Source organism: Streptomyces seoulensis, from assembly GCF_004328625.1.
Taxonomy (GTDB): Bacteria; Actinomycetota; Actinomycetes; order Streptomycetales; family Streptomycetaceae; genus Streptomyces; species Streptomyces seoulensis.
This window is the reverse complement of the sequence record NZ_CP032229.1, coordinates 4120125-4134701: the sequence shown is the minus strand read 5'-3', so window position 1 is coordinate 4134701 and position 14577 is coordinate 4120125. Positions and strand designations below refer to the sequence as shown.

Genomic DNA, 14577 nt, shown 5'->3' with positions numbered 1-14577 from the left:
AGACCCCGGCCCCCCGTGAACGAGGGCGGCCGGGGTTTCTCGCGTCCGGGCAGTGTCTAGAAGGCGCTGCGGGTCGGCAGCGGCTTGCCGTACCACATCTCGATCAGCCGGGCGGCGATGGAGATGCCGTAGGGCGGCAGCACCTCGCCGGACTCGAAGGCGGCGCCCAGCTCGTCGCGGGAGAACCAGCGGGCCTCCTCGATCTCCTCGCCGTCGGCGTCGATCTCGGTGGAGGTGGCGTGCGCGAAGAAGCCCAGCATCAGGCTGGACGGGAACGGCCAGGGCTGGCTGGCGACGTACTCGACCTCGCCGACCGTGATGCCCGCCTCCTCGAAGACTTCGCGGCGCACCGACTGCTCGATGGACTCGCCGGGCTCGACGAACCCGGCCAGCGTGGAGAAGCGGCCCTCGGGCCAGTGCACCTGGCGGCCGAGCAGGATGCGGTCCTGGCCGTCGGTGACCGCCATGATCACCGCCGGGTCGGTGCGCGGGTAGTGCTCGGCACCGCAGGCCGGGCAGCGCCGGATGTGCCCGGCGGCGGCGATGACGGTGCGCTCGCCGCAGCGGGAGCAGAAGCGGTGGGTGCGCTGCCAGTTCTCGAGGCCGACCGCGTGCACCATCAGCCCGGCGTCGCGCGGGGAGAGCAGCAGGCCCGCCTCGCGCAGTCCGGCGGGGCGGGCGGACTGGTCGATGCGGCCGGGCAGCGAGTCCTTCTGGAGCGCGAAGTAGCTGACGCCGTCCTCGTCCTCGCCCAGGAAGTAGCGGTGGGCCTCGGTGAGGGGGGCCTCGAAGGAGGGGGTCATGACGAGTTCGGTGCGCCCGTCGGGCGTCTCGTCGATGAGCACCTGGCCGCCGGAGACCACGAAGCAGCGGGTCGTGGGGTGGCTCCACGCCGCCGCGAGCCAGGCTTCGTCGAGCCGGTGGTGGGCGGCTCGGTCGATGCCGCTCGGGGCGGTGAGCGAGATGGGTCGGTCAGCGGTGTGGTCGGTCCGGGTGGTCACGGGTGCTTCCAACTCCCCCAATGGAACGGTCGGTTCGGCGGGCGGTTCGGCGGGACAGAGGTCAGGGGCACCGCGGCCGGGCGGGGGCGGCCGGGCCGGGCGGCCCTTCCAGTGTGCCCGGCGCGCGGTGCCGTTGCCGAACGGCGGCTGTTCAGCGGCGTGCGGGGCGCCAGTTCTCGGCGAGGTCGCTCCACAGGTGGGCGCCGGTCTCCACGCCCTTGAGGAGCAGGTCCAGCTCGACCTTCTCGTTCGGGGCGTGCCAGCCGTCGGAGGGGACGGAGATGCCGAGGAAGAGCACCGGGGCGCCGAGCACCTCCTGGAGGTCGGCGGCGGGGCCGGAGCCGCCTTCGCGGGTGAACCGCACCGGCTTGCCGAAGGCGCGGCCCATCGCGCGGGCGACGGACTCCAGGGCGGGGTGGTCGAGCGGGGTGAGGCACGGGCGCGTGCCCGGACTGAAGTCGATCTCCAGCCGGATTCCGGCGGGCGCCTGCCGCTCGGCCCAGTCCTGCACGGCCTTCTCGACGGCGCCGAGGTCCTGACCGGCGACCAGCCGGAAGGACAGCTTCACCACGGCCGAGGAGGGGATGATCGTCTTGCTGCCGGCGCCCTGGTAGCCGCCGCCGATGCCGTTGACCTCGGCGGTCGGGCGGGCCCAGACGCGCTCCAGCGTGCTGTACCCGGCCTCGCCCTCGGCCGCGTGCGACTTGGCGGTGCGCAGCCACTCGGCATCGTCGAAGGGCAGCTCGGCGAAGAGTTCCCGCTCGCGCGCGGTCAGCTCCACGATGCCGTCGTAGAAGCCGGGGACGGCCACGCGCCCGTGCTCGTCGTGCAGGGCGGCGACCAGGCGGGCGGCGGCGGTGGCCGGGTTGGGCACGGCGCCGCCGAAGGAGCCGGAGTGGATGTCCTGGTCGGGCCCGTACAGCCGGATCTCGCACTCGGCGAGGCCGCGCATGCCGGTGCACACCGTGGGGGTGTCCTCGGACCACATGCCGGTGTCGGAGACGATCACGGCGTCGGCGGCGAGCCGGTCGGCGTGCTCCTCGACCAGGGCGCGGAAGTTCGGCGAGCCGGACTCCTCCTCGCCCTCGATCAGCAGCTTGAGGTGGACGGCCGGGGTGGTGCGGCCGGTCGCGGCGAGGTGGGCGCGGACGCCGAGTGTGTGGAAGAACACCTGGCCCTTGTCGTCGGCGGCACCGCGCGCGTACAGCCGGTTCCCACGGACGACGGGCTCGAAGGGGTCGGTGTCCCAGCCGTCCTCGCGGGCGGCGGGCTGGACGTCGTGGTGGCCGTAGACCAGCACGGTGGGGGCCCCGGGGTCGTCCGAGGGCCATTCGGCGTAGACGGCCGGGGCGCCCGCGGTGGGCCAGACCTCGGCCACGGGGAAGCCGGTCTCGGTGAGTTTCGCGGCGAGCCAGTCGGCGCTGCGGCGGACATCGGGGGCGTGTTCCGGCTGGGCGGACACGGACGGGATGCGCAGCCAGGCGGCGAGGTCGTCGAGAAAGGCGGCGCGGTGTCGTTCGATGTACGCGTGGACGGCGCTGTCCGGGGTCGGGCTCATGCTCACGAGCCTATCGGCCCGCGCGGACATCCTCAGCGGGCGGTTCGTCACACCCGGGCGTCCCCGGTGCCCCGGTTCGTTCCCCTTCGAGCAGTCGCGCCATCTGCTCCCGGCCGGGCAGCGGGTCCGGACGGTCGACCTCGCCGGTGCGCACGTACAGGAACGCGGCCGTGACCGATTCGGGCGGGATGCCCTGCTGCTCGGCCCAGGCCAGCCGGTAGACGGCGAGCTGGAGCGGATCGGCGCCGCGCGTGCGGCCGGTCTTCCAGTCGAGGATCTCGTAGGTGGCGTCCGCGCCCTCGCCGTCCTTGTAGACGGCGTCGATCCGGCCGCGCACCACCCGGCCCGCGAGGGTCAGCTGTACGGGGACCTCGACGCGGTACGGCGTGCGCCGGGCGTACTCGGTGCGCTCGAAGGCTTCCTTCAGGGCTTCGAGGTCGGCCTCGTCGGCGATCTCGGCGTCGGTGCCGGGCAGGTCGTCCGGTTCCAGCAGGGGGAGCATCAGCTCCTCGTAGCGGGACTCGACCCAGGCGTGGAAGCGGGTGCCCCGGCGCGCGGCCGGCTGCGGGGGGCGCGGCATGGGGCGCGCGAGCTCCTGCGCGAGCCCGTCGGGGTCCTCGGCCAGCCGGAGCATCTGGGTGGCGGTGAGGACGGCGGGCAGCGGTACGTCGATGACGGCGCGCCGGGCGCGCATCAGTTCCCCGGCGAGGGCGTCGAGGTCGCGGTCCCAGGAGGCGACCGCGCGGGCCTCCTCGGGGGTGAGCGGCTCGGCGGCGGACGCCTGGTGCGGGACGGGGAGCGCGGGGCGGCCGGCGCTCGGGGCCTCCCGGTCGCCGGGCTCGTCGAACGCGTCGTACGGCTCCTCGTCGTCCGGGGGCGCGGTGGGCCACTCGGGGTCGTCGTACGGGACCGGGGCGGCGGTGGGCGGTGCCTGGAGGTGGGCGCGGACGGTCGCGGCGGCGCGCCGCCGGCGGTCGAGGGCGACGGCGTCCAGGGGCAGCGGCCATGCCTGGCCGGCGTCGGCGGTGTGCAGGGCGGGGTTCTCGTCGCCCTCCTCGGGGGCGTCCGCCCACACCTCGGTCTCGCCGTACCCGGCGGCGCAGTGGTCGTGCAGGGCCGTCAGGAAGTCGGAGGGGCCGCGCGGCTTCTTCTGGCTGGGGCCCCACCAGTGGCCGGAGCCGAGCAGGAGGGAGCGGGGGCGGGTGAAGGTGACGTAGCCGAGGCGGAGTTCCTCGGTGAGCTGGTGCTCCTTCATGGCCTCGTGGAAGCCCTTGACGCCCTTGGCGTCCCAGGAGTCCACGTCGGGCAGGGTGGCGGTGTCGCCGCGCAGGGCGTGCGGGAGCACCTTGGCCTGCGCGGTCCACTTCTCGCGCCCCTGGGCGCTGGGAAAGGTGCCCTTGACCAGGCCGGGGACGGCCACCACGTCCCACTCCAGCCCCTTGGACCTGTGCGCGGTGAGCACCTTGACGGTGTTCTCGCCGCCGGGCAGCGCGTTGTCGAGGCCCTTCTCGTACTGGGCGGCGGTGCGCAGGAAGGCGAGGAAGGCGAGCAGGGTGGCCTCGCCGTCACCGGCCGCGAAGGAGGCGGCCACGTCGAGGAAGTTCGACAGGGTCTCGCGGCGGCGGGCGGCCAGCGCGTGCGGGGACGCCGACAGCTCGACCTCCAGGCCGGTGACGGCGAGCACCCGGTGCAGCACGTCCATCAGCGGGTCGGAGAGGCTGCGGCGCAGGTCGCGCAGTTCGGCGGCGAGGCGGGCGAAGCGCACCCGCGCGTCCGGGGAGAACGGCAGGTCGTCGTCGTAGCCCTCGGTGCCGAAGGAGGTCTCCAGGAAGGTGTCCAGGGCGTCGGCGAGCGAGGTGACCTCGGAGGGGTCGACGCCCTCGACGGCCTCGGCGAGCCTGCGGTCGGGGTCGTCGGCGCCGTCCACGCGCGCGTGGGCGACGAGCAGCCGGGCGCGGCGGCCGAGCAGGGCCAGGTCGCGCGGGCCGATACGCCAGCGCGGGCCGGTGAGCAGCCGGACCAGGGCCGCGTTGGCGCCGGGGTCCTGGAGCACCTCGCAGACCGCGACCAGGTCCGCGACCTCGGGCAGGTGCAGCAGCCCGGACAGCCCGACGACCTCCACCGGCACGTCCCGGGCGACCAGCGCGCCCTGGATCTCCGCGAAGTCGGTCGCGGTGCGGCACAGGACGGCGATCTCGCCGGGCGGGGTGCCGGTGCGCACCAGGTGGGCGACGGAGTCGGCCAGCCAGTCGATCTCCTCGGCGTGGGTGGGCAGCAGGGCGCAGCGGACCAGGCCGTCGCGCTCGGCGCCGGGGGCGGGGCGGAGCGCCTCCACGCCCGCGTGCATGGCGCGCAGGGGCTCGGCGAGGCCGTTGGCGAGGCCGAGGAGGCGGCCGCCGCTGCGCCGGTTCTCGCTGAGTGCCTGCCGGGTGGCGGGGCTGCCGTCGGCGCGGGCGAAGTGCTCGGGGAAGTCGTCCAGGTTGGCCACGGACGCGCCGCGCCAGCCGTAGATGGCCTGGCAGGGGTCGCCCACGGCGGTGACGGGGTGGCCGGTGCCGTGCCCGAAGAGGCCCGCGAGCAGGACGCGCTGGGCGACGGAGGTGTCCTGGTACTCGTCCAGCAGGACGACCCGGAACTCCTCGCGCAGCAGGCGGCCCACCTCGGGGATGCGGGCGAGGCGGGCCGACAGGGCGATCTGGTCGCCGAAGTCGAGCAGGTCGCGGGCGCGTTTGGCGGCCCGGTAGCGCTGGACGAGCCCGGCGAGTTCCGCGCGCGCGGCGAGCGTCTCGGGGACCTTGCGCAGGTCGGCGTTGCTGAGTTTCACCCCGTCCAGGGTGGTCAGCAGGTCGGCGTCCCAGACGCGCAGTTCCTCGGGGTCGACCAGGTGCTCGGACAGCTCGGAGTCGAGCGCGAGCAGGTCGGTGACGAGGTCGCCGAAGGAGCGGGTCAGCGCCGGGTAGGGGCCCGGCGCCTCGCGCAGCACCCGGGCGGCGAGCTGGAAGCGGGTGGCGTCCGCGAGCAGCCGCGAGCTGGGCTCCAGGCCGAGGCGCAGGCCGTGGTCGGTGAGCAGGCGCCCGGCGAAGGCGTGGTAGGTCGAGATGACGGGCTCGCCGGGCGGGTTGTCCGGGTCGATCGCGTCCGGGTCGGTGATCCCGGCCTTGATCAGCGCCTTGCGGACGCGTTCGGCGAGTTCGCCGGCCGCCTTGTTGGTGAAGGTCAGGCCGAGCACCTGCTCGGGGGCGACCTGGCCGGTGCCGACCAGCCAGACCACGCGGGCGGCCATCACGGTGGTCTTGCCCGAGCCGGCTCCGGCCACGATCACCTGCGGGGCGGGCGGCGCGATGATGCAGGCCGTCTGCTCCGGGGTGAACGGGATGCCGAGCAGCTCTTTGAGCTGCTCGGGGTCGGTGAGGTGCGCGGGCATGCGGGGAAGGCTAGCGGCGACCGCCGACAAGCGGGTGCCGAGCCTGTGGAAAGCGCAGGTCAGCGGGGTACCACGGTGCCGCACATCACGCCGCCATGGCCGTACGTCACGCCATCGTGCACGTCACTCCACCACGTGCCGTCCCTCGGGGCGGGCGCTGCACGAGGCGCGGAAGGCGCAGTGCGCGCAGTGCTGGCCGGTGGTGGGGGTGAACCGCTCGTCCAGCACCTTGCCGGCCGCCGTGGCCAACAGGTCGCCGACCCACTCCCCCTCCAGCGGCTGCTGGGCCTGCACCTTGGGCTGTGTCTCGCCGCCGTCCTTCTTGGCCGCGCCCTGGCGGAGCTGGACGAGTTCGGCGCCGCCGGGTTCGGGGCGCGCGCCGTCGAAGGCGTCGTCCACCGCGCCCTCGGCCACCGCGAGCTGGTAGACGGCGAGCTGGGGGTGGCGGGCGACCTCGGCGGCGGTGGGCGCGTTCTTGCCGGTCTTGAAGTCCACCACGTAGGCCCGGCCGTCGCCGTCCGTCTCGACGCGGTCCATCTGGCCCCGGATGCGGACCTGGTACTCGCCGGCCTCCAGGGTCACGTCGAAGTCCCGCTCGCTGGCTATGGGCGTGCGGGTGGCGCGGTCCAGGACGTGCCAGTTCAGGAAGCGTTCGAGCGCCGCGCGGGCGGTCTCCTTCTCCTGGGCGGACTTCCAGGGCGCGTCGAAGGCGAGCGCGTTCCACACCGAGTCCAGGCGCTCCATCAGGACGTCCAGGTCGGCGGGGGTGCGGCCGGAGGCGACCTCGTCGGCCAGGACGTGGACGACGTTGCCGAAGCCCTGGGCGGCCGTGGCGGGCGCGTCGGCCTTCACCTCGCGGCCCAGGAACCACTGGAGGGCGCAGGTGTTGGCGAGCTGGTCCAGCGCGCTGCCGGAGAGCACCACGGGCTGATCCCGGTCGCGCAGCGGCACCTTGCTCGCGGTCGGCTCGTACATCCCCCACCAGCGGTCGGGGTGGGCGGCGGGCACCAGCGGGCGGCCGTCCTCGTCGGCGAGCGCGGCGAGCCGGGCCAGCCGGCGCGCGGCGGCGTCCCGCAGGCCCTCCGAGACGTCCGGGTCGACGGTGGTGGCGCGCAGCTCGGCGACGAGCGCGGCGACCGCCAGCGGGCGGCGCGGGCGGCCGGTGACGTCACGGGGCTCGACGCCCAGCTCGCTGAGGAAGCGGGACGGCTGGTCGCCGTCGTCGGCCGGTGCCTTCACGGCGGTGACGACGAGACGGTCCCGCGCGCGCGTGGCGGCCACATAGAACAGCCGGCGTTCCTCCGCGAGCAGGGCGCCCGGGGTCAGCGGCTCGGCGAGCCCGTCCCGGCCGATCCGGTCGGCCTCCAGCAGGGAGCCCCGGCGGCGCAGGTCGGGCCAGAGCCCCTCCTGCACGCCCGCGACGACGACCAGCCGCCACTCCAGGCCCTTGGAGCGGTGCGCGGTCATCAGGCGTACGGCGTCGGGGCGTACCGCGCGGCGGGTGAGGGTGTCGGCGGCGATGTCCTCGGCGGCGATCTCCTCCAGGAAGTTCAGGGTGCCGCGTCCGCCGGTGCGCTCCTCCGCGCGGGCGGCGGTGGCGAACAGCGCGCAGACGGCGTCCAGGTCGCGGTCGGCGTTGCGGCCCGCCGCTCCGCCGCGCCGGGCGGCCCGCTCCAGCCTGCTCGGCCAGGGCGTGCCGTTCCACAGCGCCCACAGCGCCTCCTCGGCGGTGCCGCCCTCGGCCAGGCACGTGCGTGCCTTGCGCAGCAGCGCGCCCAGCCGCTGCGCCCCGCGCGCGTACGCCGGGTCGTGCGCCACGAGCCGCTCGGGCTCGGCGAGCGCCCGTGCGAGGAGCACGTCGGAGGGGGCGGGCAGGGCCTCTCCGGCGGCGCGCTCCTCCTCGCGCAGGGCCCGGCCGAGCCTGCGCAGGTCGGCGGCGTCCATGCCGCCGAGGGGGGAGGAGAGGAGCGTTATGGCGGTCTCGGCGTCCAGCCAGGGGGTTTGCGGGACCTCGGCCTCGTCGGCTTCCCCGGCCTCGCCGGTTTCCCCGGTCTCGTCGGCCTCCCCGGCGGACCCCGCCTCCGCGAGGGCCACCGCGCGCAGTGCCGTCAGCAGGGGTGCGACGGCCGGTTCGTGGCGCAGGGGCAGGTCGTCGCCGTCGATGTCCAGGGGGACGCCGGCCGCCGTGAGGGCGCGGCGCAGGGTGGGGATGGTGAGGGAGCCCGCGCGGACGAGGATCGCCATCTCGTTCCACGGGACGCCGTCCTCCAGGTGGGCGCGGCGGACGATGTCGGCGATGTTGTCCAGCTCGGTGCCGGGGGTCGGGTAGGTGTACACCTCCACCTGGCCGCCGTCGCGGACCGCCGTGGGCTCGCGGTGGACGCGGAGCTTCTCGGCGGGGAGCTGGGACAGCGGCATGCGCTGGGTGATCCGGCGGGTCGCGGCCAGCAGGTCCGCCCCGGAGCGGCGGGAGGTGCGCAGCACCTCGACGGGCGCGGGGCGGCCGTCCGCGCGCGGGAAGGCGGCCGGGAAGTCCAGGATGCCGTTCACGTCGGCGCCCCGGAAGGTGTAGATCGACTGGTCGGGGTCGCCGAGCGCGACCAGGGTGCGCCCGCCGCCGGCCAGCGCGTGCAGCAGCCGTACCTGCGCGGGGTCGGTGTCCTGGTACTCGTCCACGTACACGGCGTCGTAGGACGCGGCGAGGCGCTCGGCCACCTCGGGGCGGTGGGCGAGGAGCACCGCGCGGTGGACGAGTTCGGCGTAGTCGATGACGCCCTGGAGGTCGATCACGTCCAGGTACTCGGCGAGGAAGGCGGCCGCCGCGCGCCAGTCGGGGCGCCCGATGCGGCGCGCGAAGGCGTCCAGCGCGCCGGGCGCGAGCCCCAGCTCGCGGCTGCGCGCGAGGACCGCGCGGACCTCGTCGGCGAAGCCGCGCGTGGTCAGGCAGGCGCGCAGGTCGTCGGGCCAGCTCACATGGTCCAGGCCGAGCCGCTCCAGCTCGGGCTGCCCGGCGAGCAGCTCGCGCACGGTGACGTCCTGCTCGGGGCCGGAGAGCAGCCGCAGCGGCTCGGCGAAGCGGTCGCTGTCCTGGTGGGCGCGGACCAGGGCGTAGCAGTAGGAGTGGAAGGTGGTGGCGCGGGGCGCGCGGGCGGCCCCCATGCGCCGGGCCATCCGGTCGCGCAGCTCCACGGCGGCCTTGCGGCTGTAGGTCAGCACCAGGACGCGGTCGGGGTCGCCGCCCCGGGCCACGCGCGCGGCGACGGACTCCACCAGGGTCGTGGTCTTGCCGGTGCCGGGTCCCGCGAGGACGAGCAGCGGGCCGGTGTCGTGCTCGATCACCGCGCGCTGGGCGGTGTCCGGGCGGGGCGGCGGCGTCCGGGCGGGCGGGGTGCGGAGCAGCCGGTAGGCACCACGAGGCGCCTGCCGACCCTGGGGGTGCGGCAGGCGTCCGGTGGTGGAGGTGGTGCTCACGTGGTTCGCCGGTCCTGGTGGTGGTGCGGGGTGGTCCTGGGGGCGTAGGGAGGCGGGCGCCGCAAGGGCTCCCGCTCCCACGAACGTACGTCATGCCGGGGCGTGCCCGGTGTCCCCCGTACGAGCGGACCCGCGCCGCGCCCCTTGCCGGAAGCCGTCAGCTGTGGTCCGCCGGGGCCCCGTCCCAGCGGGCCCGTCTCATGTCCAGACGCGGCAGATGCCCCTCCGCGCTGCGCGACGCCTGCTTCAGCGGGGTGCCCTCGGCCCGGTACCGGTCGAGGGCGCGCAGCTCATGGCCGGGCAGCAGCGCGCCGTCGGCCCGCACCACGCGCCACCACGGCACCGCGCCCCCGTACAGCGCCATCACCCGGCCCACCTGGCGCGGCCCGCCCTCCTCCAGCCACTCCGCGACGTCGCCGTAGGTCATCACCCGGCCCGGCGGAATCCGCTCGGCCACCTCCAGCACGCGCTCGGCGTACTCCGGAAGTTCGTCCGGGCGCCCCTCCCCGGCAGCGCTCTGCTCGCTCATCCACCCCATCCTGCCGTACGCCTACGACAATGGGACGAGGCCGGCCAGGGGTGTCCGGACGGGCCCGCACTCCGCCCAAACGCACTTTTCGCACCCCCATCCGCACCCTGATGCCCCCTCGCGCCCCTCAGTCGTGCCACCATCGTGCGGGCGGTGACTGGTGATACGAGACCAAGAAGAGACGATGAACAAGCAGGGTGTGCACGACGACGCGGAGGGCACCTCCGGCGCGTCCGCGCGCCCCGACGCCTCCCGCGAAGCCACCGACGGCCCCTCCCCGGACGCGGGTCCACGCGCGCGTGAGGGCGGCGAGACGGGCGTCCCCGCGCGGGCGTACGCCCCCAGGCGCCCCTCAGACGACATCCTGGAGGAGGTCGAGGGCGACGAACCGCTGCTCCCCGCGCGCGTGCACCGCCCCTCCGACCTCATGCGGCTCCTGGTGGGCGTGCTGGCGATCGCCCTGCTGCTCGCCATCGCCGCGTTCGCGCACGGCACCACCTCGGGGCTCGAACAGGACATCAACAAGGGCACCGGCCAGGCGCCCGACCTGCTGATCAAGATCGCGGGGCTGGCGTCCAGCATCGCCATCCTGCTGGTGCCGGTGGCCTTCGCCATCGAGCGGCTGATCAAACGCGACGGGCTGCGGATCGCGGACGGGGTGCTCGCCGCCGTCCTCGCACACGGCGTCACCCTCGCCACGGACCTCTGGGTCGCCCGCGCCGCCCCCCACTCCATCCAGGAGGCGCTCACCCAGCCGGCGCCCGGCGACATCCACGCGCTGACCGACCCGGTGCACGGCTATCTCGCGCCCGTCATCGCCTATATGACGGCCGTCGGCATGTCCCGCAGACCCCGCTGGCGCGCGGTGTTGTGGATCGTGCTGCTGCTGGACGCGTTCTCCATGCTGGTCACCGGCTACACCACGCCGTTCGCCATCATCCTGACCGTGCTCATCGGCTGGACCATCGCCTACGGCACCCTCTACGCCGTCGGCTCCCCCAACGTCCGCCCCACCGGCCGCACCCTGATGGCGGGCCTGCGCCACGTCGGCTTCCACCCGGTCAGCGCGGTCCGCGAGGAGGGCCCGGAGGCGGAGAACGGCGACCGGGGGCGGCGCTACTTCGTCACCCTGGAGGACGGCCCGCCGCTGGACGTGACCGTCGTCGACCGGGAGCAGCAGGCCCAGGGCTTCTTCTACCGGGCCTGGCGCAACCTCACCCTGCGCGGCTTCGCCACCCGCTCCAGCCTCCAGTCCCTCAGACAGGCCCTGGAGCAGGAGGCGCTCCTCGCGTACGCGGCCATCGCGGCCGGTGCCAACGCCCCCAAGCTGATCGCCACCTCCGAGCTGGGCCCCGACGCGGTCATGCTCGTCTACGAGCACACCGGCGGCCGCACGCTGGACTCGCTGGCCGACGACGAGATCACCGACGAGCTGCTGCACAAGATCTGGCACCAGGTGCGCGCGCTGCAGTCCCGGCGCATCGCGCACCGCAGGCTCGCGGGCGACGCCGTACTGGTGGACCGTTCCGGCAAGGTGATCCTCGCCGAGCTGCGCGGCGGGGAGATCGCGGCGGGCGATCTGCTGCTGCGCATGGACGTGGCCCAGATGCTCACCACGCTCGGCCTCAGGGTCGGCGCCGAGCGGGCCGTGGCCACGGCGGTCGCCGTACTCGGCCCGGACGCGGTGGCCGACTGCCTGCCGATGCTCCAGCCCATCGCGCTGACCCGCTCCACCCGCGCCACCCTGCGCAAGCTGAACCGTGAGCGCGCGGAGCGGGAGCGGGAGGCGGTGCTGGAGTCGTCCCGGCTGGCCAAGCAGGCCCGGCTGGAGGCGGCCTCCGAGGAGGGCGCGGCCCTGCCGGAGAAGCCCGACAAGAAGACCGTCCGCGCCGAGCAGCGGGCGGAGAAGCGGGCCATCGACGAGGCGATCGACGAGGCCCGCGAGGAGGACCTGCTCACCCAGATTCGGCATCAGGTGCTCCGGATCAGGCCGCAGGCGCCGGTGGAGCCGGCCCGGCTGGAGCGCATCCGGCCGCGCACCCTGATCAGCTTCATCGCGGGTGCGATCGGCGGGTACTTCCTGCTCACCCAGCTCACCCACATCGAGTTCGGCAAGCTGTTCGCGCAGGCCCAGTGGGGCTGGGTGGCGGCCGCCGTGGCGTTCTCCGCGCTCAGTTACGTGGCCGCCGCGATGGCGCTGCTCGGGTTCGTGCCGGAGCGGGTGCCGTTCGTGCGGACGGTGGCGGCGCAGGTCGCCGGGTCCTTCGTGAAGATCGTCGCTCCGGCGGCGGTCGGCGGTGTCGCGCTGAACACGCGGTTCCTCCAGCGGCAGGGGGTGCGGCCGGGGCTCGCGGTGGCGAGTGTGGGCGCCTCCCAGCTGTTCGGTCTGGGCTGCCACATCCTGATGCTGCTGTCCTTCGGCTATCTCACCGGCACCGAGAAGACACCGTCGCTGTCGCCGTCCCGGACGGTCATCGCAGGTCTGCTGACGGTCGCGGTGCTGGTGCTGGTGGTGACCTCGGTGCCGCTGCTGCGGAAGTTCGTCGTCACGCGCGTACGGTCGCTGTTCGCCGGGGTGGTGCCGCGCATGCTGGACGTGCTCCAGCGGCCGCAGAAGCTGGTCACCGGAATCGGCGGCATGCTGCTGCTCACCGGGTGCTTCGTGATGTGCCTGGACGCGTCGATCCGGGCGTTCGGCGACGAGTCGGTGCACCTCAGCATCGCCAGCGTCGCGGTGGTCTTCCTCGCGGGCAACGCGCTCGGCTCGGCCGCGCCGACGCCGGGCGGGGTCGGGGCGGTGGAGGCGACGCTGACCGTGGGTCTGATCGCGGTCGGGCTGCCCAAGGAGGTGGCGGCTCCGGCGGTGCTGCTGTTCCGGTTGCTGACGCTGTGGCTGCCGGTGCTGCCGGGGTGGCTGGCGTTCAACCACCTGACCCGCAAGGGAGCCCTGTAGGGCACGCCGGTCCGCCCCTCCGGGGCCGGTGCCCCCTTACTCCTTACGGCCCGTGCCCCGCGCGGAGTGGCGGGCGCGCCGTGAGGATGGCTGTATGCCGAACCCTTCCCGGCCGCGCGCCGCCGCCCTGACGACCAGTGCCGTGCTGATGGCCGCCCTGCTGGCCGGCTGCGGCGGTTCGGGGCACGGGGATCTGACGAAGCAGAAGCTTCAGTGGAAGGACTGCCCCGCCCCCTCCGCGCCGGAGGGCGGCGGCCCGGCACCGTCGCCGCTGCCCGGCGGCGCGAAGTGGCAGTGCTCCACCATGCTGGCGCCCCTGGACTGGGCCAAGCCCAAGGGCGACACCATCGGCATCGCGCTGATCCGCGCCAAGGCGGACGGCCCGGCGAAGGACCGGATCGGCTCGCTGGTGTTCAACTTCGGCGGGCCCGGCGGCAGCGGTGTCACCACGCTGCCCGCGTTCGCCGAGGACTACGCGGCCCTGCGCACCCGGTACGACCTGGTCAGCTTCGACCCGCGCGGGGTCGGGCGCAGCGCGCCGGTGCTGTGCGAGAGCGACTCCCAGCTGGACACGTTCTTCCAGCAGGACGCGACGCCGGAGAACACCGCCGAGCAGAAGCAACTCATCGCCCGCACCGAGAAGTTCAACAACGCGTGCGAGCAGCGGTCCCCGAAGATCCTGCCCCATGTGCGTACCACGGACGCGGCCCGCGACATGGACCTGATGCGGCAGGTGCTGGGCGACTCCAAGCTGCACTACTTCGGCATCTCGTACGGGACCGAACTCGGCGGTGTGTACGCGCACTTGTTCCCCAAGCACGTGGGGCGGGCCGTGTTCGACGCGGTGGTGGACCCCACCCAGACGCCGGAGGAGGGCGCCCTCAGCCAGGCGCGCGGGTTCCAGCTCGCGCTGGACAACTTCGCCGAGGACTGCACGTCCAAGGTCGAGGACTGCCCGGTCGGGGACACCCCGGACGACGTGAAGAACCGTATCGCCAAGCTGCTGAAGGACCTGGAGAAGAAGCCCATCCCCGGTATCTATCCCCGCCAGTTGACCCAGACCGCGGCGACCAACGGCATCGCGCAGTCGCTGTACTCCAAGGACTTCTGGGAGTACCTCACCGAGGGTCTGGAGCAGGCGTACGACGGGGACGGCAGGGTGCTGATGCTGCTGTCCGACTCGATGAACGGGCGGTCGGAGAACGGCGACTACAGCAACATCACCCCGGCCAACCTCGCCATCAACTGCTCGGACGAGAAGCCCCGTTACTCCGCGGCCTACATCCAGTCCAAGCTGCCCGACTTCCGGGGGGCCTCCCCCGTCTTCGGCGACTACCTCGCCTGGGGCATGGCCGGCTGCACCGACTGGGCCGTCCCCGGCGCCGCCGACCACCCCGACGTGCACGCCCCCGGCGCCGCCCCCATCCTCGTCGTCGGCAACACCGGCGACCCCGCGACCCCCTACGAGGGCGCCCGCGCCATGGTCGACGCCCTCGGCAAGGGCGTCGCCGTCGAACTCACCTACAAGGGCCAGGGACACGGCGCGTACGACAGCAAGAACAAGTGCGTCCAGAAGGCGGTCAACGACTACCTCCTGACCGGCAAGACCCCGGAGCCGAACACCGTCTGCGGCTGACGACC

The 14577-nt window shown here is 74.3% G+C and carries 7 protein-coding genes; 2 read left to right on the top strand and 5 right to left on the bottom strand.

The window, feature by feature from the left end:
• Positions 1–56 precede the first annotated feature (56 nt).
• From nudC to D0Z67_RS19305, 5 genes are all read right to left on the bottom strand, one after another.
• Entirely contained in the window at positions 57–1001 is a 945-nt protein-coding gene (nudC, locus tag D0Z67_RS19325; RefSeq protein WP_031181100.1) for an NAD(+) diphosphatase, read from the bottom strand.
• Between the two features lie 151 nt (positions 1002–1152).
• The gene (locus D0Z67_RS19320; protein ID WP_031181099.1) at positions 1153–2559 is read right to left on the bottom strand and encodes a dipeptidase; all 1407 of its coding nucleotides are present in this window, start codon (positions 2557–2559) and stop codon (positions 1153–1155) included.
• 10 nt (positions 2560–2569) lie between these two features.
• Positions 2570–5983, bottom strand: coding sequence for a UvrD-helicase domain-containing protein (locus D0Z67_RS19315; RefSeq protein WP_031181098.1), 3414 nt, complete (start codon positions 5981–5983; stop codon positions 2570–2572).
• Between the two features lie 123 nt (positions 5984–6106).
• Entirely contained in the window at positions 6107–9454 is a 3348-nt protein-coding gene (locus D0Z67_RS19310) for an ATP-dependent helicase (protein ID WP_078873278.1), read from the bottom strand.
• A gap of 157 nt (positions 9455–9611) precedes the next feature.
• Positions 9612–9983 (bottom strand): MGMT family protein, encoded by a 372-nt coding sequence (locus tag D0Z67_RS19305; protein ID WP_031181096.1) that lies wholly within the window; start codon positions 9981–9983, stop codon positions 9612–9614.
• 184 nt (positions 9984–10167) lie between these two features.
• Between D0Z67_RS19305 and D0Z67_RS19300 the strand changes: the two genes are divergently transcribed.
• Both D0Z67_RS19300 and D0Z67_RS19295 read left to right on the top strand, forming a co-directional pair.
• A complete protein-coding gene (locus D0Z67_RS19300; protein WP_031181095.1) occupies positions 10168–12936 on the top strand; it encodes a lysylphosphatidylglycerol synthase transmembrane domain-containing protein in 2769 nt (922 codons plus the stop codon).
• A gap of 94 nt (positions 12937–13030) precedes the next feature.
• Complete coding sequence (locus D0Z67_RS19295; RefSeq protein WP_031181094.1) at positions 13031–14572, top strand: alpha/beta hydrolase; 1542 nt, start codon at positions 13031–13033, stop codon at positions 14570–14572.
• The last annotated feature ends 5 nt before the right edge of the window (positions 14573–14577 follow it).